Below are 21,545 nucleotides of genomic sequence, written 5' to 3'. Positions count from 1 at the left end.
GGCCCAGCCTTTTTTCAATAAAAACTAAAAGAATTGAGGTAATTTATTGTGACAAACGTTGACACTTTGCCAAACGTCGAAAAAATTATCGTACTTGATTACGGTAGTCAGTACAACCAGCTGATTACACGCCGTATTCGTGAGTTCGGTGTTTTCTCAGAATTATTGAGCCACCGCATTACCGCTGAAGAAGTAAAAGCGATGAATCCAAAAGGGATCATCTTATCTGGCGGACCAAACAGCGTCTACGACGAGAACTCTTTCGGCATCGACGAGAAAATTTTTGATTTAGGCATCCCAGTTTTAGGGATCTGTTACGGCATGCAGTTGATTACTTATAAATTAGGCGGAACAGTTGAACCAGCCAAAAACCGTGAATACGGCAAAGCAGAATTGGAAGTCACTTCTGATGCAGCGGCCCTTTTCCAAAACACGCCCGCAACCCAAACCGTGTGGATGAGCCACGGGGATTTGGTCACTCAAGCACCTGCAGGCTTTGACGTTGTGGCGACGAGCAAAGATTGCCCGATTGCTTCTATCCAAGATGCAGAACGCAAAATGTACGGTATCCAATTCCACGCAGAAGTTCGCCATTCAGAATACGGCAACGACTTATTGCGTCACTTTGCCATTGACGTTTGTCAATGTACAGGTGATTGGACAATGGACAACTTCATTGATATGGAAATCGCAAAAATTCGCGACCAAGTGGGCGACAAAAAAGTCTTGCTTGGTCTTTCCGGCGGGGTCGATTCTTCTGTCGTTGGTGTTCTTTTACAAAAAGCGATTGGCGATCAACTGACTTGTATTTTTGTTGACCACGGCCTCTTGCGTAAAGGGGAAGCCGAGCAAGTAATGGAAAGCTTAGGCGGCAAATTCGGCTTGAACATCATCAAAGTTGATGCCAAAGAACGTTTCCTATCAAAACTTGCTGGGGTTTCTGATCCTGAAGAAAAACGCAAGATCATCGGGAATGAATTCGTGTATGTCTTCGATGATGAAGCAACCAAACTAGCTGGCGATGAAGGCGTTTCTTTCCTTGCCCAAGGAACCCTTTATACCGACGTCATCGAATCAGGAACCGAAACTGCTCAAACCATCAAATCACACCACAATGTGGGTGGGTTACCTGAAGACATGCAATTCAAATTGATCGAACCATTGAACACCTTGTTCAAAGACGAAGTCCGTGAATTAGGGACTCAACTTGGCATGCCAGACAGCATCGTATGGCGCCAACCATTCCCTGGACCAGGTCTAGGTATTCGTGTCCTTGGCGAATTGACAGAAGAAAAACTAACGATCGTCCGCGACTCGGACGCAATCTTGCGGGAAGAAATCGCAAATGCCGGCTTAGATCGCGACATTTGGCAATACTTCACCGTCTTACCAGGCATCCGCTCCGTCGGTGTCATGGGTGATGGCCGGACCTACGATTATACCGTCGGCATTCGTGCAGTCACTTCAATCGATGGCATGACCGCTGACTTTGCCCGCATCCCATGGGAAGTCCTACAAAAAATCAGCGTCCGCATCGTCAACGAAGTCGCACACGTTAATCGGATCGTGTATGATATTACGAGTAAACCACCTGCTACTGTGGAGTGGGAATAAAGTAGCAACCTCACTTGGTTGCGAAATATTGATTTAACAGTTTTTTAGTTCACTTGGAATGGATAACAATGACCTGTTTTACCTAGGTTCACCACCAAAATCCCGTCAGATTTCTCTGACGGGATTTTTGATTTAGGCTTAATCTGACAACCCTTTTGGGAAAATACGATAAGAAATTGTTGATTCTCGTTAACTATGTTAATCCCAATAGTGGGACTAACGCTCATATTGGAAATCAGATACGATAAAATAAGCTTAAATGCTTTTATTGCCTAAGTTTCTATAGAAGGTTTTTATTAAAAAATAAAAAACACTAAAAAGGGTGGACCTGAACTATGAAGAAGAAAGCTGTCGTTTATTGTGTTACGGGGTCACATATTCAATTAGCTGCAGTATCCATTGCGTCAATAGTAAATACTTATGAAGGGAATGAACCTTTAGATATATTAGTAGTTGTAAATGAACTAGGGAACGAAGAAATACTGAAATTGAAAAGTATTTCTAGATTATATGGAGAAAAAAATGTAATTATTACTATTTGGTATCCACCTAAAATAATAAACGAAATAAAGAATTATAGTAATTCGCGTTTTCCTGAAGTCACTCTGTGGAGATTATTTCTACCTTCATATTTTAGCAATTATGATTACATTCTCTATTTAGATAATGACACTATTGTATACGATGACGTATCCAATTTCTTTGATTTGATCCCTGATCAAAAATCAATTGCTGCAGTTAGAGACTTCTACTTCTCAGTTATAAGTGATACAGAGGACAGCTTTAAATATTTTGGCGTAAAAACTATGAAGAATTACTTCAATTCTGGAGTTATTTTATTTAATGTAGTTGTGTTCAATGAACAGATACGACCAGAAGCCATAGTACGTATGATAAATAAGAATGAATACTTGTATTTAGATCAAACCATTTTAAACATTCTTTGTGAGAGAAGTGTTGAGTTGTTGCCTTATGAATACAATTACCAGAAAGATGATCATTGGTTATTTGATTGGGCAAAAAATGTGAATCCACTCAAATTTTTGAAAATTGAAAAAGCTAGAAAAAATATAAAGATTCGACATTTCGTTGAATTTGAAAAAAATTCGATGCCCTGGGAGCATCTTTCCATACAAGATAGATGGGAAAAAGATTTTTGGAATTATCTGTATGAAATCAAGTCAACAAGTTTAAGGAGTGGAAAACAATGAAAAAAAAATTTTCAAGAATTCGTTCGTTATTTTTAATTGCATTAATTTACTCTATAGGAACAATTTCTGTAGATGCAAAGTCAGCCGACATAGCGAAGACGCCTATTGTTGATTATTACTATCCTGGAATATTGTATGGTACAGCTACTTGTGTTAACGAATACGGTACCATCATTTACGACTCAAACTCACTAGGAGAAACCTACCAAGAGGCTGTCAATGAAGCTGCGCAATCATGGAATCAGTCGATTGGGAGATCGGTAATTGTCGAAAAATCAAGTGTAAATGCAGCAGATAACCAAGTTGATTTAGTTTTGCAATCAACGGATGGCGATTCCTATGCAGATATGGGGTACTCCGGATTTGGTTGGGGGAATAGTACGAACAGAATATTTTTGAATAAAGCTGCTTTAAATGACGCATCATCTGGAAAAGGAACCTCCGGCTACGTACAGCTGGTTTCAACTATCCGACATGAAATGGGGCATACTTTAGGTCTCCAACATGACAATGGATCAGTGATGGCTGATTTATATGATGCCCAGGTTAGCAACAATCAAGAGATGCTGGATGCAGCGCAAAAAACGGCGGACTCAATTTCTAAGGGGATACTTCCTGCTGTCCCATTATTCAACAAATATGCGATACTAAGTATCCTTAATAATAGGGATAAAATCTATTATTTGAATAATCATCGTTCTAATCAAATTGCCTCAATCTTTTTAGATTCTCCTGCTGGAAAAATTTCTGGCGTTACTTTCATCGATCAAACAGTTGAAATAACAGGTAACTATAATTTGTATAAACTGTCTCTGTCCCCAAGAGATCCATATGTAGGAACAATTTCGAGTAATAATCTTATGAATAGAACTGTTTCAGTTACTGAAGATATTGTTTCTATTTATGGTCAACACTATTATCTTTTTGAAATTGATGGAGAAGAGTATATTGTTAATCGCCGCGCCTTCGGATAAATTCGCTACCAATTCTTACTTGAAAAGTTGCCACTGCAATCTTGGAAAAGTGTGCTTGCAATCTTAGATACATTCTTTAGTGGCAAACATACGCCTTTTAAGTAAGAAGAAAATTAGCAAACGTTTCATGCTAATGCGCAAGTTTTCAGCATTTTCTGTGAGGATTTTTTTGACAAAACCTCGGCCCTTGAAAAGTAGTTAAAGGAATTAATAGTCAAAGAAAAATCTATGTTTAGCCTTTCATCGTTTCATTTTCTAGCTGACAAAAAACAGCTAGAGATTGATCCCTAGCTGCTGATGATGAGACAGATAGCATTGAAACACCTTACTCGACTACAATCACTTTATTTCCACCATCTTGCTCCGCAAAGTTTACCGTAAATAGATCCGTCGAAGCATCATAGCTGATTCCATCACTTTGAGAGACGATTTTTTGGTAGTCTTTTGGCAATTTTAAGGTCATGGTAGTCGTTGTTTGAGTTGGATCAGAAAAGGCATAGATGGTTTTGCCTTCTCTACTTGTTCTAATCAATGAAAGAGGTTTGTTAGTAGTAATATCGGCGACACTACCTCCATCATTCTGCCAAAAATTGATACCTAAATAGTCAGTTTGATCAAGTTTTACTGCTTGAACTTCCGAGGTATTGGCTAAAATCTCCAGCGGTTCTTCTTGGGCATAGGCAGTCAGTTCTGTTTCATTGATACCTGGCAACATGACATACGCATAATGATCCTCCATGGGATTTTTGCCATGATTGATCAAGAATTTTCGATATTCTCCGGTATAAACCGCATTACTTGGAAAGGCCTCATTGATTTCTGTATAGCTGCCTGTTCGTGTTTCACTTACCACGTTTACTGTCGTTTCTTCTGGAAAATAGTAACCGATATTGGCCTGGGAATGATCGGAGTCTAACAACAACCACTGCTTGCTACTTGTTTCATTTGTTTGATCAATACTTCCTTGATCAGAAAGGATTTGATAAGTATACGCATCGTTTAGTAAGCGATTATCCACGACCGTCTCAATAGAAGCTGTCGTATCACCAGTGATTCCCGCACCTAAAGCGACAATCTGCCCATCAATGATAAACCACGATTTTTTTGCCCGCACGTTCATAGGTAAAACATTCCCGTTATTTTTTGTACCCGTTTTGTTTAATGCCATTCCCACCGCAGCTGCACCATCATAAGCCACACCGCCTACCCACTTTTCTGGAGACGTTACCGTTGTAAAAGCTGAATTTTCATCCGCTAATTGTATGGTATCCACGGTTGTTCCTGGCAAGCGATATGGATCGACGGTCGGCCAATAACTAGAATTGAATTGAACTTGATCATCATTATAGAGGTAGAGCATCCCGTCTGCTGTATGCCACCCACGCTTGTTTTCCTTGTTGCCAGCTTCAAAGGAAGAAATACGACTGGAATATAGTCCTAAACCCACCATATAATCAGTTGTTCGTTGAACAAAGCGATCCATTGAAGCGTACAGTTTTGTTCCCGTAAAAGGTAATGCATCCCCTGTAATCGATGGGTCTGCCAAGAGATTCATTGTCATTTGTAAATCATTGAAGTCTCTTGCATTCGTCAAATAATAGTCTGGATTTTCTTTGAGCCAATACTTGGCAGCTTCACGGAATTTTTGCTGGTATTGGGTTGGTGCGAATTGGGATACGATCAACAAATTATAGACTGTTGATGAGCCATAGCCGGCTTTGGTTTTGGCTGGAGCTCTTGAAATCGAACGACCATTGACCAACGGCAGCATTTCTCCTTGATAGATCAACGGCAAGAATGCTTGATCAACATTTTTAACAAACGTTTGTACGAGATCAGCGTCCATCTCAAAACTTGATCCTTGCGTGATAGCTAGAATTTGTCCCACACCCTTGATCAGTACATTTCCATAAGAACCAGTATAAGGGATCGTATTATGCTGAATAAAGGAACCATCTTTATAAAAACCATCGCCTTTTGTGACTAACTGAAATACTTCTTCGATACTTGCTGAAGCTTGGGTGATTTTCCCAGCGTCCCTTTGCAAAATGCCCAAGCCTAATACAGTAAGCGCGAGATCTGTACGATTAGCACCAGAAGTCACAAAATTTGGAATAAAAGCAAGCTCAGTAAAACTGCCTTGTGTCTTCGTATACAATTGCTTGAAGGGATCTGGTACATAACTGCTGATAATGGCAGTGTATTGCTGTAATTTCTCGGACGGTAACTCAGCGCCTAAAATCATTAAAGTACTGATCAGTTTTTGCGGGACACCGATTTGCCAATCCCACCAGTTTCCATGGTACTTTTTCCCATCATACCCTTTTCGAGTGACCATGAAATCTATCCCATCAATAATCGTCGTCGCCACTGCATCATCTTGATACAAAGAACTACCTTTCGTGCCATAGGCTAAAGCCATTTTCTGTAATTTTGTAAATTGAGTCGTTACATCCGCTGAAGCAGTATTCCCTTGTTCGAGGGGCCATAGGCTCGTTCGATCAGATGCTTTATTTATGGTTTGATACAACGCCTCAGCTTCTGAGGTGACCATCTGCACGTAATCAGCCATAGTCGGATTATTTGGATCATAGTGATCGGAAACCAGTTGATTTTGCCATTTTTCTTGCAGCTTCATAAATTCTGCTGTATGATCTTCCACGGGCAAGCTGCCGATAGGACCGCTGCGCATCGATAATACCTTCAGCTTAGATAAATTGCCAAACAAACGGATACCCACATACCCGGACCAGTCCCCATCAATTGCCGTACCATTGGGATAGTTTACCTTTTGATTCTCATAAAATAGCTGATCATTTAAAAAGGCACGAAAACTCGAGCCCTCATACTGAAGCAAGAGTTTATATTTTTGTCCCGCAATCAAAGTAGGTCCAGAAATAGCTGTCAGCCATTTTCCACCTGGTTGACCAAGTTGCCACTGCCCATCACGATTATAAGCAAACGATTGCCACTGATCTGTCTTTTGTTCATCTGCGCGAAAGACCACCCCAATGTTCGCTTGGTCTTCATATAAGAAAGTAGTTTCAAAATCCCCTGAAGACCGCTTGGGAGCATCTTTGTTGAGCGTTACTGATTCCAGATTGGTGCCTTGCTTCGTATTACTGATCATTAAACCAGTAGCATTTTGTGCTACTTCGGCTTTCCCGACTAAATCTTGCCAAGACCCTTTCTGGTTAGAAAAATCCGAGTGATAGATCGATTCTGCTTCCGGCAATTCGGGTATTTGTTCCTCGGCATTTCCAGAAAGACGAGAGGCGCCAACTACCGAATACAGCAACAAGAAACACCCCATGATCAACAGATATTTTTTCCCTTTTTCCATCCTTTACTCCTCCTATTTCCCCGCGCAAAAGATAGCGCTATCATTTCGTGGAATAGGAAAAGAGTGAAGAAATTCATTTCCGCACTCTTTTCCATTGATTTCAGCTATTCTTAAAAGAAAACAGGTTGACTACCCTAACTGCTTATACGATTTACAAAACAATCACAGCAGCTGCCCATTTCCTTTTACACCATGATTCTTTCCTAACCCAAAATACCAAACGCACTCAAAACGATCGACAAGATCAAGATGATCCAAATCACTCGAGTGGAATTTAGTTTCTTTTGGCCTAACATCCAGTAGGTCAGCAAGACGAGCAAGATAGGTACAAGGGATGGCAAGATGGCATCCAACGTGTCTTGGATCACTAATTCGACGCCGTCTTTTTTATAGACGAAAGGAACGGTCGCTTTAACGACAGAGGGAATCAAAGCACCAATCACTGTGACCCCTAAAACGGTTGCGGCATTAGTGAAGGCAGATAATTTGTCTTTCAAGGTCGTCACTAATTTGACCCCTTGTTTGTAACCTAAGGGAAGCAACGCTGCCCGACCGAAAAGTAACGCGATGTTGGCGATGATCCAGATGACACAACCAACGACGGAACCATTTTGCGCTAATGTGCCAGCAACAGAGCCAAAGATCGTTCCCCAAATCACGTGGAACAAGGAGTCACCGACACCGGCCAAGGAACCCATCAAGGCCGTTTTCAAGGCGATGATCGTTTCTTTGGCTTTGTGTCCGTCTTGTTCTTCGATAGCGACATCGATCCCCATGATCAAGTTCCCAAAGATCGCATTGGTATTGAAAAATTGATTGTGGGTCCGCAGCATATCTTGCAGCTGGGTTTCATCATGGCCATAGAATTTTTTCAAGACGGGCAGGATGCCGTAAAGGTAGCCCGAACTCATCATTCGCTCATAGTTCCAGTTTAATTGGCTTGCCAAAATATAACGCCAGCTAATGGTATTCAACTCTTTTTTTGTCAGTTTTTGATCACTCATCGCCATCATATCCTCCTTCAAAATCTCCGGCAGCTGCCGTTGCAACCGTGCCTTTTTCGCTATCACGTTTAAAGACTAACATTGCTGCTACAAGTCCGATGATGGAAACGCCGAGCATTGGTACTTGCAGATACGCAGCTAAAAAGAAGCCTAATAACAAATAAGGAATGTAGTGCTTTGTTGGCAAGTAGCGCAATAAGATCGCTACCCCGACGACTGGCAAGACGCCACCAGCGGTTTTTAGTCCGGTCATCAGCCATTCTGGCGTGTTATCGGTAATCGTCGTAACGACTGCATCTCCAGCTAAAAGCATCAATAAAATCGGAATCGCCCGTGACAATCCCCATAAGAAAGAACCCGATAAAACTAACCGTGGGATTCGTTTGACTTGCATGTTGTCGATGGCTCTATCGATCCGGTGTAGTAGAAATACGTTACAAAAACGAGCCACGACATCCAGTTGCAGCATCAGCAAGGACACTGGAACTGCTAAGCCGATGCCATATTCCGCGCCGTTTCCTGAGATCACGGCAAACGCTGTTCCCAGTACTGCGCCGGTAAAATAATCCGGGACGGATGCACCACCAAATGCGGCGATCCCCAAACGCATCAACTGTAAGGTCCCACCGACCATCAAACCGGTCTTTAAGTCCCCCATGATCATTCCAGAAATCATTCCGGCGATCGCTGGTTGGGTCAACGTATTGGAAATAAGTGAATCATTAATAGCAATAAAAGCATAAACAGTAATAAGAATGATTTGATACGCTGCTAAATGCATGAATTTTCCTCCTAATTGTATGAACGAGTCTTAACTGGCTAGTTATCGATCGTTATGTCGCCTCAGATAAATCGTGAAAAACACTCGTTTTTTGACAAATCTTCCGCTACATATTCTCCTCGATTCAATCTCTGCCTGGTTTATCCTCGTAATTTCTTCATAAAGTCGATCGATGGTTCATTGGGAACAAGCTGTGCCGTGACGGTGATGCCTTTTGCGGCGATCGCTTCAAAGATCGGTTCTTCTTCTGGCATCACTTGAATACTTTTGGTCACTTCCCGTGCACCATCTTTGTAGCTCATGTTGCCGACGTTGATCGCTTTGATCGGTCCATCTGCTTCAATATAACGCAAAACATCTTGGGGATTTTTGAAAAGCAAAAACAACCGTTGTTTTCCATAACGACCGGCACGAATATTTTTGGCTGCCGTTGCCACTGGAAGGACGGAAAGTCGCATCGAAGTTGGCGCTGCCATTCGTAAAGAAGATTTTTGTAATGGGTCTACGGCGGCTTCATCATTGGCTACGATGATCCGTTGCGTGTTTAAACTGGTGGACCAGATACCGGCGACTTGTCCATGGATCAAGCGCTCATCGATTCGACTATTGACGATATTTTCTTGCCCAGCATACGCACTGTAATCCCCTAATTCCTCTTGCTTTTCTTCTAAAATCTCTTGTTCTGCTTGGTTCATCCCTGCTTTGACATCAACGATGTTTTCTTTGGCTAAGCAAAGCAGCTCTTTGATCGTCGCTCGTTGATTGACGACTGCCTCGATCACTACGGACAATGTCATTCCAGCTAAGATCGCCACTTCGTCATCCTCTAAATAATTCTTGACTGCAACGTTGCACGGGGTTCCTCCTAATAAATCCGCAATAATCAATGTTGAACCGTTAAGGGCTTTCATTTTCTCGTTCAATTCTTTCTCAAATTGTAGATTGTCACTATCTGGTCGTAATGAAACGGTGTGAACGTTTGCTTGCTGGCCTACGATCATCTCCAGACTGCTTTTGACCCCTTCTGCCATGCCGCCATGACTGATCAATACAATGTTTTCCACTAATTTCCCTCCTACTCCGCAGGTCGCCCCACTTAACATGTTATGTTCCTTGTAAGCATACTATACCACATGGAAAGCCATTCGTAAACCTAATATCTTAACATATTGAATTTTATTTTTCAGGCCTGTATAGACTGGAAAACAACGAATTTTCTACACTAATTAAGTGGCAGGAAAGGATTTAACATGTTATGCTTGATGTATTCATATAGAATGGAGGGAAACCACTGTGCTGCCAAAGTATGAGCAGATCAAGCAAGATCTTTTACAAGAAATCAAAGACCATAAATTCATTCCCGGCGATAAGTTTTATTCAGAGGCGGATATCAAGCGGATGTATTCTGTTAGTTCGATCACGGCAGTCAAATCGTTGAATGAATTGACGAGTGCTGGCTATCTGTATCGCATCCAAGGCAAAGGGACCTTTGTTTCAAAAGCAAAAGTATCTCAGAGTGTGAAGTTTTCCGACATTGAGCTGCATTCACTGGACCAAGAAAAGGTCAAGGTCCTTGCGGTGGAAGAAGGAAATGACCCAGAGATTTTGAAAGAATTAGGATTGGCTGCCAGTGCTTCCTACTACCGAATCAAACGAGTCCGCTATTTTGGCGACGTTCCTTTCTTGGTTCACATCACTCATTTGCCGAAGAAGCTGATGAAAGAACCGATCGCCAAAAACCTCAACCAATATGCTAGTGTTTATGAGCGGGTCCGAAAAGACTTTGCGATCGACCTTTTCTCATTGGCTTCTGTTGAAACCAACGAAATCGTCTTTCCTGATGACGCTGAATTGTTGAACTTATTGCAACTGAGCTTCCGAGAGCCTGCGGTCAAACAAGTCAAGCACTCCTATTTAGCAGATGGAAGTGTCGCTGAATACATCGTCAGCTACAAGCACTGGAAATATTTCAAAACAAAAATAGAAGTAGAGCCCGCGTAAATTTGGGTCTCTACTTCTATTTTTTTATTCTACGACAGGTTGATCACAGAAAACGAGTTCCTTGATCTCAACGCCATCGGTTTCAAATACCACGACTTCGTTGCTGCCTTTTTTCAAAAATTCTTTCGGACAGTATAAGGAATGCACGGGGCCACGTTGCCAATAGCGACCAAGATTGATGCCATTGACGATAACGACGCCTTTCCCATACCCACGGCAATCGATAAACGTATCTCCTACCTCTGTCAGCGTGAAGGTCGTTTGATAAAAGGAGGGGTGTGTCGGATTTTTTCCTGCTTGATAATCGATGGCTTGTAGCTGCTCTGCGGAAAGCGTCAGTGGGTAATGACGATAGCCTTGATGGAAATGAATATCTTGCATGATGCCCCCACGGATGCCTTTGGCTTGTGTAGGCCCATTCAATTTAAACCCGTAGTTCACGCGCCCTAAGTTTTCTACTAAGACATCTAGCTCGATGGTTTCTTTATCTGGTGCCCCTTGGATCAACAGCTCCTCACCTAGCGTTTCTTGGTATTGGATCGCCTGTAATTGGCCGTCGGTAAAAATATGCAACCGATCGCTAGCTTCTACCACTTTTAATTTGTTTTCTCGATGATAGTTTTTTAACTGAACCGAATAGAGCAAATAGCCGTAGCCTGTGCTGGCAGCTTCCATTGTTAGAGGATACATGCTTTCTTGTGGTGCCATCAGCTGATCTTTGATAGCCAATAATGAGACACTGTTTTCGATGGGAAAGGTTCCTAATGCCGCTAATTGCTTGGTCCGTGGTTTGGCTTGCCACACTTCGGGACAGGCTTCTTTTATGGCTTTTTGTACATAATAGTATTTGTCGGTAGGTTCTCCTGCTTCTGTCAGTAAAGCATCGTAATCATAGCTGGACACTTGTGGTAGATCCAGCGCTCCCCGAGCGGAACAGCCATTGTAAAAGCCAAAGTTCGTGCCTCCATGGAACATGTAGAGATTCAAGGAGCCGACCGCTAACATCTCTTTGACTTCATTAGCTAAGTCTTGACCGTCTCGCTTGATGATCGGCTCGCCCCAGCGGTTGAACCAGCCATCCCAATATTCCATGCACATGATGGGCCAATTTTTGCCATGTTTTGCCATAAACTCTTTCATCACAGCCGCATTTTCCTTGGAACGACTGCCGAAATTGCCTGTGACAAAGATGTCGTCTTCAATCAATGTCCCAGCGTCCAGTACTTCTTCCCATGCCCCATCTGAGGTAAACAAGGGTACATCGATGCCGTATTCTTCCATCAACTCCTTGGTCTGGCGCAAATACGCTTTTTCCATTCCATAAGAGCCGTACTCATTTTCCACCTGCATCATGATCACTGGTCCCCCATGGGTGATCTGCAACGGCACAAGCTTTGGCAACAAGACCTGGAAATAGTTGCGCACCTTTGCCATGAAGCGTGGGTCGGTTGAGCGCAACCGCATCGGTTCATTTAACAGCCAAGCTGGCAACCCGCCAAATTCCCATTCAGCACAAATGTAGACGGAAGGTCGCAAAATGACCATCAAGCCAAGCGTTTGGGCTTGCTTTACAAAAGCACAGATGTCTTTCATCCCCTCAAAGTCGTAGACTCCTTCACGAGGTTCGTGGAGATTCCAAGGAATGTAGGTCTCAACTGTGTTGGCTCCCAGTGCTTTTAGATTGTAGAGGCTATCTGTCCATTGCACCGGTGTCATGCGGAAATAGTGGATCGCTCCGCTGATCAATTTGATTGGTTTTCCATCTAACAAAAAATCTTCTTTTATCTCAAACGTTCGCATGTCGTCTTCCCCTTTACCAGTATCTTTGCCAATCAGGCAATGCCAATCGGATCAATCCTTCTAAATAGAAATAATCACCCCAAAGATTGGGCTCATCGATGCCTTTGCCTTCCGCATGAGCATACACACCATGCAGCAATAAGCCTTCATTTTCTGGCACTTGGCTCGCTGCATACTGCTCGCCTAATTGGTAAAGCATTCCTTTAGCGATTTTTTGGGCATCGGGATATGCCCCCATTTTCTCTGCTTCCAACAAGCCACAAGCCGCAATCGCTAAAGCAGAGCTGTCTTTTTTAGCAGGATGTTGGTCGTTAAAATCAAAGTCCCAATACGGTACCAAATCTGCTGGCAAATGAGCCAAAAACACCTCCACGATCTGCGGATAATTTTCTGGAAAAGGCTGACTATGCAGGTAGCTTTCATTCAAAGGAAGCCCTAAAATCGCCCAGCTTTGCCCTCGTGCCCAAATCGATTGGTCGCTGTTTCCTTGATGCGTCGCACCGTGACTTGGCTGCCCCGTCTCAGGATCGAAATAATACGTATGAAAGGTGGTGGCGTCATTCTTAATGACGGTCTTTCGGACTGTCTGATAATGCTTACTCGCAGCCTCTGCGTAGCGAGGCTCTCCCGACAATTGAGTTGCTGCAAATAAAAGCGGCAAGTTCAGTAGCGAATCAATAATCAAGCGGTATTCTTGTGGGTCGCCATAAGCGCCCCAAGCTTGAATAAATTCCCCCTTTTCTTGAAACCGTGCCAACAAAACATCTGCTGCTTGAATGACTTCTTGCTTGCAGTGTTCATCGCCAGTGATCTTGTAGCCCGCACCGGCAGATAAGCTATATAAAAAACCAATATCATGATGATCTAATACAAAATGGTCGTCTAAACGCGTTTGAAAACTGTCGATATTTGCCATAGCTCGATCAAGAAAGTTCTTTTCCTTGGTCCACTCATAGGCGAGCCACAACATCCCGGTCCAAAAGCCATTGGTCCAATCATCGTTGCCTTTCAGCCGATATTTGCCATTGGTGGCACAGGCTGAAGGAAATTGTGTGCCAAAGCGCTGACTATTTTTTTCGATCTGTTGGATGCACGCGGTGATTTTATCCGCTACCCACACATCGGTCACTTTTTCTCCTAACAGGATCAAGCGTTGTTTGTTCTCTTGCAGACGCATGTTTACCCTCTCCTTAACTTGTTAACATATTAACTGAAATCATTATAACGTAAACGCACAAAAAAAGCGACCTCCCTTTGTTGATTCCCAAAAAAAGAGCATGACAACTGCACACAAATGCAGACCTGTCATACTCTCGTCCTCTTTTTTTAACAGTTCCAACCAAATACTTCGATTTGTGAAAGAGCTGGGAAGGGGGAATCATCCTCTGCTTTTTGCAGCTCTTTATAGGTCAGCTTAGTCGTTTCTTTTTTCGGAAAACGAACTTCTTGAAAAGACGCCGTATTTGTCGTTTCCACCACCAGCTCTTCTCCATCAGCAAAGACCAAGGTCCCTTTGGTCCAGTAGCTATCATGGGGATAATCTGCCCGCAATAGGAAGCGAACCCGATCAATCAAGACGGGACGACCAAACTCAATGGTCAACGCAGCATCGGCTTGCTGATTGATGCCCCAAGAAGCAAACGGATACGACCCGTGGGATCGGTTGCCATATTTTCCATCAATCGCATTCTTAGCAAAAAAGACGGAATCATCTCGCGTTTCCACATTCGCTGAAGCATGAGGATACGCCCCTGTCGCTGACTTTTGATCATGGGCATTGAAGGATAAATTTTGATAATTCGTGATCTCAAACGCATGGGCTTTGCGCACCATCAGGTGATGGCGCTGCGAGGTAAAGGCCGTTTCCACCGAGGACTTTCGAGCGGATTCCGTCCAAGGAATCTGATACTCCCAAGTGGATTGGGAAAGATAGATCAGTGATGGTGCTAAGGTTTCATCAAGCTGAAGGACATAATACGGATTTTCCCCCGTCACCTCAATAACGATCTTATCTCCTTCCTCATAGGGATAGTTTTTAATGGCTAATACGGCCAAATCATCATCAGAAACTTGAAATGGCGCGGGTTCTTTTTCATGGTCGATGCGACCGACGATCACCTGGTCCTGCTTATTTTTTATTGCTAGCGTAATCATTTGGATCGATCCTTTCTTTTTCTACGATACCACCGACTAAACAAATCAAACGGTGCTTCCCGGGCGGAATATGTTGTGCTAAGTATGGAAAACTGGTTCTTGGAAAAAAGACGGAGGTATTGGCTTCTGGCTGAACAATACTGGCTTGTTGATAGCCTTCGATGTTGATGATTTGAGAACAAAAGCCCCCTTCACTGACTCGACTCCAGATCGGTCCTGTTTGGGACTGAGGCAACCGTCCAGTCAGCGGTACACTAAATCCGCCCTCACGAAGGTCCAACGAAATCGTCGTCGTCAACTCGTGCACGCGCACATGCCACTGACCAAATGGATAAATCTCAGTTTCAATAACTACCTCCTCAAAGGGAGCCCATTGGAAAAAGACGCCTTTTTCCGTCACTCGATAATCCATGACTGCGCCCTTCGTGCGAAAATAGCTGCCATCTCGAGCAATAGCTAATGTGCTATCGAAGGCGCCTTCGGCATACGTGACGCCGGCTTTCGGCACACTGAAGCCAAATTTGCTCGAATAGACGAATTTGCTGTATTTTGCTTGAGCATGCGCTTGCTGTTCAAGCATCAAACCTGCAGGATACCCCAACAAATGATGGTTTTTTTCATTGTGCACCAGCAACATATTGCCTTTTTCAATCCGTTTTTGCGGCTCTCTCTTAATTGGCTCAGGTTCAGCCCGCCAAAAAGGATGCGTTTCTGCGACCGCTAAAAGCAAAAAGGTCTTAAGCCCCCAGTAAGGCGAGCCTGGTGCATTGTACCCTTCTGCCATCACTTGATTTTCATAGTGGTATCCGATGGACAAGCGACCATCGAAAGTGAAAATCTCCTGCGCCATCCAATTGCGCAAGTGTTTCGCCAGTAGTCCTCGCACCTGTCCCCATGGGATCGCTTCGACATCTGCGAAAACCAGCGCCGAGAAAAAAGCACCTTGCGCAAACCGATAGGTCAGGCTGCGGCCATAGGGCAAGGCTTCGCCGTCTTCATCAAAATAATAGATGAAATCTTGGGCAAATCGGGTGGCTCGTTCTTTAAAACGCTGTGCCCATTCTGGGTCTTCGTCTTGCATAAATGTAGCGTAAATCAAGCCATAATAATGAAACGCAAAAGGAATATAGTAATCTCGCTGCGTCGTTTTCCCATCTACGTACCAACCATCGCCAATGTACATGGAATCGATCAATGCCAACTCTTGGGACAATGCTTCTTTTGCCAACGGTTCCCCACAGTGAAACAGGGCAACGCGAATCAACACTTTGAAGAATGTCCAGTTGTTCTTAGGAATCTTGCACTCAAGTGCTTGGGATAGCCAAGCCACTAGCTTTCGCTGGTTCTTCTGCGGCAACGCTGTCCAAAAAGCGTCCTTTTGCAATAAAAGAGTCAATGACAATGCGGCTGCTTCCACGATGTATTGATCATAATCCGTGATGCTTCCCCAGTAAAATGCGTGTTCAGGATCTGTCCCCGCGATCACTTTTTCCACATAAGCTGCTCGTAACGGATCATCTGAGCAAATCCTCCAATAAGGCGCCAGCCCCCACAAAGGACGCACAAGCGCTTCCATCTCAGCCCGTGTTCGGTCATACACGGCCCCACTGCTACCTAGATTCAATCCTGGATAGTCATCTGCCAAGATCGCTTCTCGCAAAGGAGCGATCATGTCTTCCACTGCCCGCTGATAATCCAGACGCGTCAAAAACGGATTCTCTTTGATTGCCATTTGCTTCATACGCCATCTCCTTCTGTCAATTTACAGAACAGAATAGCAAGCCACGACTTTTTTATCAAGCGATTTTCTACTGGCAATACTTCTGAAAAATGAGAAAAGATTTCGAGGGATTTTTGACTTAACCTGTTAACAAAAAAAGAGGAATTGAAGCTATGGGAAAGTGATTGGAGAAATGGCGAAAGTTAACTGGTGTAAAATTAAGAAAATATGATAATCAATAGGAATATTTATTAAAAAAATCATAGAAAAGTTTTAAACTCATTTACTAATCAACACATACAAACACCATTGAAATACAAATACGCGACAGCAGTTGAAACTGCTGTCGCGCGCTTTGGGTCTTATGCTTTTAAAAAGCCAAGCATGAGGCACACTCCTACTTGCAACGATTGTCTGAGTTTTTCTGTTTCTATCTTTTTGCTCCCCTGCTCATTCACAGCCTTTTTTATAATTCATCTCCATTAGAAGCAATCACTTTCTTGTACCAATAAAACGAGTCTTTCCGATAACGAGCCAAACTTCCTTGTCCTTGGTCATCTTGATCCACATAGATAAAGCCGTAGCGTTTTGACATTTGAGAAGTTCCGCAACTGATCAGATCAATGCAGCCCCATGGCGTGTATCCCATGAGATCAACACCGTCTTTAACGGCTTCGCGCATTTGTTCAATGTGTTTTTTTAAATAATCGATTCGATACGCATCGTGGACTTCCCCATTGACTAACTCATCTTTCGCTCCTAATCCATTTTCACAAACAAATAAAGGTTTTTGGAAACGATCATATAATTTGATCAATGATATTCTTAACCCAATTGGATCAATTGGCCAGTCCCATTGAGAGAGCTCTAAATATTCATTTTTAATTGGGCTATCAAAAGTACCTGCTAATTTAGATGCATCTTCTCTCGCCTCCGCAACATGAGACATATAATAACTAATGGCCACAAAGTCCACTGTCCCCTCTTGAAGGATATCCGCGTCTTCTGGTCGGATATCGATGGACAAGTCATTCTCTGAAAAGTAGCTATAAATATAGCTAGGATAATACCCCCGTGCTTGAACATCTGGATAAAACATATTCAACTGGTTGGATTTCACTGCTTGCAGTTGATCTTCTGGCTTTGTCGTATGTGCATATGCTTCTATTTGATTGATCATACACCCAATCTCTACATCAGGAATAATTTCTTTCGCAGCTTTTACAGCCAATGCGCTTGCCAAGAATTGATGGTGAGACGCTTGATATGCCGCTTGCAATGAATCATCCACTAAATCTTCTAAGATCCCCGCCCCTGTATATAAGCTATTAAGATTCATATTCATTTCATTGAACGTGATCCAATACTTCACCTTATTTTTATAGCGTTCAAGAATAACCCGGGCATACTTCTCAAACAATGGAACTAGCTCACGACTGATCCATCCGTTGTACTTCTTCGTCAGTTCGATCGGCATTTCATAATGTGACATCGTTACCAAAGGCTCAATGCCATATTTCGCACACTCATCGAAAACAGCATCATAAAAAGCTAGACCTACTTCATTCGGCTCATCTTCAAGTCCCGTGGGGAAAATCCTCGCCCATGAAATTGATAAGCGAAAACATTTAAATCCCATTTCTGCAAATAAAGCAATATCTTCTTTGTACCGATGGTAAAAATCAATGCCACAACGTTTTGGGAAAAGATAATGTTCAGGATGCATCGCATACTCAACTAACTCTTTTGAAGTGACGTTAAAAGTAAAATTATTTACTTTTCCAGAAGCATAAGGGTCTTTGTATGCGGCAAAATCTGAAGTTGATAATCCTTTTCCGCCTTCTAAATAAGCACCTTCGATTTGGTTAGCAGCGGTAGCTCCTCCCCATAAAAAATCATCTTTAAATCCTGTAAATTTTTTCATTATTTTCTCTCCTTTTCTATTATTGAATGCACATCATCAAGCGCGATGTCGTTGACTCCACTTGCCTATCTCCAGTAATGACCACGTCTAAAAATTCTGAGCTATTGGTCACAATGATCATTGTTGTTAGATCATACCCACTTCTAGCTATTTTTTCTAAGTCAAACCTAATGATGGGTTGTCCTTTTTCGACTGTTTCGTCTGCTGCAACAAGATAATCAAAAGATTCGCCTTGCAGCTTGACGGTATCGATCCCAACATGGATCAAAAGATCGACACCTTCTTCTGAACGTATTCCTACCGCATGCTTCGTCGGAGTCATCATCGTGATTTTCCCGGAAAATGGTGCGTAGACTACGCCTTCTTCTGGAAAAATTGCTACCCCTTTTCCCATTAGCCCTGTTGAAAATGTCTCATCTGCAACGGTCGCTAAATCTCTGACCTCGCCTTCCATAGGAGAATAAACTTCAATTGGATATTTGGTTTCAACTGCTGTATTGGTCGTTTTTTCTGATGCTTTTTCTGATGCTTCTTCTTCAAATCCCAAAAACATTGTTAGAACAAACGAAACGACAAAACTAGCGATATAACCGATCAGCGCATAAATAAAATTATTCGAATCCTGAATAATGTATGTTGGTAAAGCAGTAATACCAGGAATAGAAAATGCGGTCACTTTGACAGCAAAAAAGCCAAAAATCGTTCCTCCTACAGCGCCCCCTGCCAATGAGGCATAGAAAGGTTTCTTCAAGCGCAACGTTACGCCATAGATAGCTGGTTCAGTAATTCCGAAAATTGCAGGAATCAGAGTAGAAAATGCCAAAGATTTCGTGGTCGCTTTTTTCGCCTTCAAAGCTACCCCTAAAACAGCTCCAGCCTGTGCACTATTCGCAACCAAATTCATCGGCAAAAGCATAATATCGTAGCCTAATTTTTGAAGACTAGCAAATGTTCCAGGAAAGAAAGCATAATGCATACCTGTTATGACGATCAGCGGCATCAGTCCTCCCATCAACAAGCCCGCTAAAGGACCTGCAACGGTGAACAACGTGGTAAAGATTTCTTCTAAATATTTACCTAAAAAATTTCCTAGTGGTGCAACGATCGCTAATAGAATCGGTGCCGTGACTAGTAAGGTCAACATTGGACTAAAAACGATGTTAACTGTTTTAGGAACTACTCGATCCATCCATTTATTGATATAGCTCATAAGAAGTACACCTAAAATAATCGGTAATACCGTAGAAGAATAGTTATTTAATGGAATGGCTAGACCAAATAACGATAATGCACTTCCTCCTTCTGCCGCACCATTGATCAGCGTGGGATACATGAGGATCGCTGCTAACGTAGCAGCCAGAGACTCTTTCGTCTGAAATTTTCTAGCTGCTGTGATAGCAACAAAGAAAGGCAAGAAGTAAAATACCGCATCTGAGAAGATATTCAATACTTCATAGGCAGAGCTCTCTGGTGAAAGCCACCCAACTACAACGAATAATGCCATGAGACCTTTGATCAAACCTGACCCGATGATTGCAGGCATCAGTGGCGTGAAGATTCCACTAATCACATCGAAAATTTTATCTAAGAAGTTCATTTTCTTATTCGAAGACCCTTCCTTAGTAACCTCTTCCCCTAATTGATCGGCAACTTCTTTGTAGACTTCAGCCACCTTGGCACCAATGATCACTTGATATTGCCCCCCACTAAATTGACTGCCGATCACTCCTGCTAATTCATTGATCTCATTCTTTTCTACTTTCGAATCATCTATCAAATTAAATCGTAAACGGGTAATGCAATGCCAGCTTTGGGATATGTTACTTTTTCCACCAACTAAGGCAATGATTTTTTTCGCTAATTCTTTATTTTCCATTGTTGCTCCTCCTTTACTAAAGAAAAAGCCCAAGTGAAAAAAACTTCCACTTAGGCTTATGCTCTTTTCTAGATAACACACCTTATCTTTATTTAGTTGTAATTCGTTCAATATGAATGACTAAATATACCAATTCATCCTCAGAGATTTTCCAATGGTACTCTCTATCTAGCATATCTTTAATGAGCAGACCACAGGCATAACTTTTCATATATCGTTCCTGAATCAGTTCACGTATTTGCTCGTCCATCTTCAACGACGTTTTTTTGTTTTTTTGGCGCATAATGAAATAACGAATATGAGTAATAAATCGTGAATAATCTGCTATTGTTTTATCTAAGACTGTTCCATAAAGGATTTGGACGATTTTAACAATTTTTTTGATCACTTCTGTTATTTGCAATGTATCTGCCATATTCGACTGATCAATCTGTCCATTCACAAAATGAAGCGCAATAAATGCTGCTTCCTCTGGCAATAATTGCACAGCTAACTCTTGTTGAATAAGTGCCAACGCTTGCTTACCGATTTGATATTCTTTGTAATATAGATGAGGAATCTCCCATTTGATGGGATTTTCATTTTCTACCGAATTGTTCAACGAAAAAGTTAAATGGTCTGCTAAAGAAAACAACAATCCGGTACCAAACTTTTGATTTAATTCTGCTTCCCCAAGATCAATAATTTTTGCTGCAATACTTAATACTTCCGGCGTATAATTCTCTATCTTATGGCTATGCTTCTCCTCTTCATTGGGAGTAAAAATTTTACTGATCAATGCTTCATCAACCATGTCTCCACGTTTCTTTTTAAACCCAATTCCTGTCCCAAATAAAACTTTCTCAGTCCCTTGATCATCTCGTACCAAAACAATATTGTTATTCAGTGTTTTTACTATAGTCATCATTTCCACCTCCTTAAAGACAAAAAAACACCAAACCTAAAACGAAGCTTCCTACGCTGTTACGCGAAGAATAACTTTGCTTTTGGACTTGGTGGTGCCTGACTTGTTTATCAGTAACACTCCTGCATCTTTGACAACATCGTACTATCTACAAAAGAAAATGTCAACCCTTACATTTTTCTTAAAATCGATGACTATACAAATCGATAAGGGCACCAAGTCGCAGTATTAGTTATAAA

15 protein-coding genes are annotated in these 21,545 nt (G+C 42.3%); 4 read left to right on the top strand and 11 right to left on the bottom strand.

Annotation, left to right across the window (positions count from 1 at the left end):
- The first annotated feature begins 48 nt into the window (after positions 1–48).
- From guaA to IGI94_RS01145, 3 genes are all read left to right on the top strand, one after another.
- The gene (gene guaA / locus IGI94_RS01155) at positions 49–1,614 is read left to right on the top strand and encodes a glutamine-hydrolyzing GMP synthase (protein WP_086332897.1); all 1,566 of its coding nucleotides are present in this window, start codon (positions 49–51) and stop codon (positions 1,612–1,614) included.
- 335 nt (positions 1,615–1,949) lie between these two features.
- Positions 1,950–2,825: a glycosyltransferase gene (locus tag IGI94_RS01150; protein ID WP_016611513.1), complete on the top strand. Its 876-nt coding sequence runs from the start codon at positions 1,950–1,952 to the stop codon at positions 2,823–2,825.
- Positions 2,822–3,799: a matrixin family metalloprotease gene (locus IGI94_RS01145; protein ID WP_194187833.1), complete on the top strand. Its 978-nt coding sequence runs from the start codon at positions 2,822–2,824 to the stop codon at positions 3,797–3,799. The genes IGI94_RS01150 and IGI94_RS01145 overlap by 4 nt, the downstream gene beginning before the upstream one ends.
- A gap of 325 nt (positions 3,800–4,124) precedes the next feature.
- Here IGI94_RS01145 and IGI94_RS01140 read toward each other — a convergent pair whose 3' ends face one another.
- From IGI94_RS01140 to IGI94_RS01125, 4 genes are all read right to left on the bottom strand, one after another.
- Positions 4,125–7,142, bottom strand: coding sequence for a polysaccharide lyase 8 family protein (locus IGI94_RS01140; RefSeq protein ID WP_438899329.1), 3,018 nt, complete (start codon positions 7,140–7,142; stop codon positions 4,125–4,127).
- A 203-nt stretch (positions 7,143–7,345) separates the two neighbouring features.
- A complete protein-coding gene (locus IGI94_RS01135; protein ID WP_005226799.1) occupies positions 7,346–8,155 on the bottom strand; it encodes a PTS system mannose/fructose/sorbose family transporter subunit IID in 810 nt (269 codons plus the stop codon).
- Positions 8,139–8,927 (bottom strand): PTS mannose/fructose/sorbose/N-acetylgalactosamine transporter subunit IIC, encoded by a 789-nt coding sequence (locus IGI94_RS01130; protein WP_005226797.1) that lies wholly within the window; start codon positions 8,925–8,927, stop codon positions 8,139–8,141. Before IGI94_RS01130 ends, IGI94_RS01135 begins: the two co-directional genes overlap by 17 nt.
- A gap of 140 nt (positions 8,928–9,067) precedes the next feature.
- A complete protein-coding gene (locus IGI94_RS01125; protein WP_438899328.1) occupies positions 9,068–10,030 on the bottom strand; it encodes a PTS mannose/fructose/sorbose transporter subunit IIAB in 963 nt (320 codons plus the stop codon).
- A 190-nt stretch (positions 10,031–10,220) separates the two neighbouring features.
- Here IGI94_RS01125 and IGI94_RS01120 point away from each other — a divergent pair, with 190 nt between their 5' ends.
- Complete coding sequence (locus IGI94_RS01120) at positions 10,221–10,928, top strand: GntR family transcriptional regulator (RefSeq protein WP_438899327.1); 708 nt, start codon at positions 10,221–10,223, stop codon at positions 10,926–10,928.
- A gap of 24 nt (positions 10,929–10,952) precedes the next feature.
- On the opposite strand, the gene IGI94_RS01115 is transcribed toward IGI94_RS01120, so the two are convergent.
- The 7 genes from IGI94_RS01115 to IGI94_RS01085 all read right to left on the bottom strand — a co-directional run bounded on the left by IGI94_RS01115 (position 10,953) and on the right by IGI94_RS01085 (position 21,306).
- On the bottom strand, positions 10,953–12,728 hold the full coding sequence (locus tag IGI94_RS01115; RefSeq protein ID WP_438899326.1) for a glycoside hydrolase family 35 protein: 1,776 nt from the start codon (positions 12,726–12,728) through the stop codon (positions 10,953–10,955).
- 13 nt (positions 12,729–12,741) lie between these two features.
- Positions 12,742–13,905, bottom strand: coding sequence for a glycoside hydrolase family 88 protein (locus tag IGI94_RS01110; RefSeq protein ID WP_438899325.1), 1,164 nt, complete (start codon positions 13,903–13,905; stop codon positions 12,742–12,744).
- Between the two features lie 149 nt (positions 13,906–14,054).
- Positions 14,055–14,882, bottom strand: a complete 828-nt coding sequence (locus IGI94_RS01105) for a DUF7402 domain-containing protein (protein WP_086316775.1) — start codon at positions 14,880–14,882, stop codon at positions 14,055–14,057.
- A complete protein-coding gene (locus IGI94_RS01100) occupies positions 14,857–16,623 on the bottom strand; it encodes a DUF2264 domain-containing protein (protein WP_438899324.1) in 1,767 nt (588 codons plus the stop codon). Before IGI94_RS01100 ends, IGI94_RS01105 begins: the two co-directional genes overlap by 26 nt.
- Before the next feature lie 445 nt (positions 16,624–17,068).
- Complete coding sequence (locus IGI94_RS01095; protein WP_438899323.1) at positions 17,069–18,526, bottom strand: glycoside hydrolase family 1 protein; 1,458 nt, start codon at positions 18,524–18,526, stop codon at positions 17,069–17,071.
- 19 nt (positions 18,527–18,545) lie between these two features.
- A complete protein-coding gene (locus IGI94_RS01090; protein WP_438899322.1) occupies positions 18,546–20,402 on the bottom strand; it encodes a beta-glucoside-specific PTS transporter subunit IIABC in 1,857 nt (618 codons plus the stop codon).
- A gap of 88 nt (positions 20,403–20,490) precedes the next feature.
- Positions 20,491–21,306: a PRD domain-containing protein gene (locus IGI94_RS01085; protein WP_438899321.1), complete on the bottom strand. Its 816-nt coding sequence runs from the start codon at positions 21,304–21,306 to the stop codon at positions 20,491–20,493.
- Positions 21,307–21,545: the final 239 nt, after the last annotated feature.

Origin of the sequence: Enterococcus sp. AZ149 (genome assembly GCF_051714285.1) — a bacterium.
GTDB lineage: Bacteria > Bacillota > Bacilli > Lactobacillales > Enterococcaceae > Enterococcus_D > Enterococcus_D entomosocium.
The sequence above is the reverse complement of the archived record's forward strand: the minus strand, read 5'-3'. Positions and strand labels throughout refer to the sequence as shown.

Coding starts and splice junctions, on each gene's coding strand:
- IGI94_RS01150 (WP_016611513.1), top strand. CDS start 1,950: ATGAAGAAGAAAGCTGTCGTTTATTGTGTTACGGGGTCACATATTCAA.
- IGI94_RS01145 (WP_194187833.1), top strand. CDS start 2,822: ATGAAAAAAAAATTTTCAAGAATTCGTTCGTTATTTTTAATTGCATTA.
- IGI94_RS01140 (WP_438899329.1), bottom strand. CDS start 7,142: ATGGAAAAAGGGAAAAAATATCTGTTGATCATGGGGTGTTTCTTGTTG.
- IGI94_RS01135 (WP_005226799.1), bottom strand. CDS start 8,155: ATGATGGCGATGAGTGATCAAAAACTGACAAAAAAAGAGTTGAATACC.
- IGI94_RS01130 (WP_005226797.1), bottom strand. CDS start 8,927: ATGCATTTAGCAGCGTATCAAATCATTCTTATTACTGTTTATGCTTTT.
- IGI94_RS01125 (WP_438899328.1), bottom strand. CDS start 10,030: ATGTTAAGTGGGGCGACCTGCGGAGTAGGAGGGAAATTAGTGGAAAAC.
- IGI94_RS01115 (WP_438899326.1), bottom strand. CDS start 12,728: ATGCGAACGTTTGAGATAAAAGAAGATTTTTTGTTAGATGGAAAACCA.
- IGI94_RS01110 (WP_438899325.1), bottom strand. CDS start 13,905: ATGCGTCTGCAAGAGAACAAACAACGCTTGATCCTGTTAGGAGAAAAA.
- IGI94_RS01105 (WP_086316775.1), bottom strand. CDS start 14,882: ATGATTACGCTAGCAATAAAAAATAAGCAGGACCAGGTGATCGTCGGT.
- IGI94_RS01100 (WP_438899324.1), bottom strand. CDS start 16,623: ATGAAGCAAATGGCAATCAAAGAGAATCCGTTTTTGACGCGTCTGGAT.
- IGI94_RS01095 (WP_438899323.1), bottom strand. CDS start 18,526: ATGAAAAAATTTACAGGATTTAAAGATGATTTTTTATGGGGAGGAGCT.
- IGI94_RS01090 (WP_438899322.1), bottom strand. CDS start 20,402: ATGGAAAATAAAGAATTAGCGAAAAAAATCATTGCCTTAGTTGGTGGA.
- IGI94_RS01085 (WP_438899321.1), bottom strand. CDS start 21,306: ATGACTATAGTAAAAACACTGAATAACAATATTGTTTTGGTACGAGAT.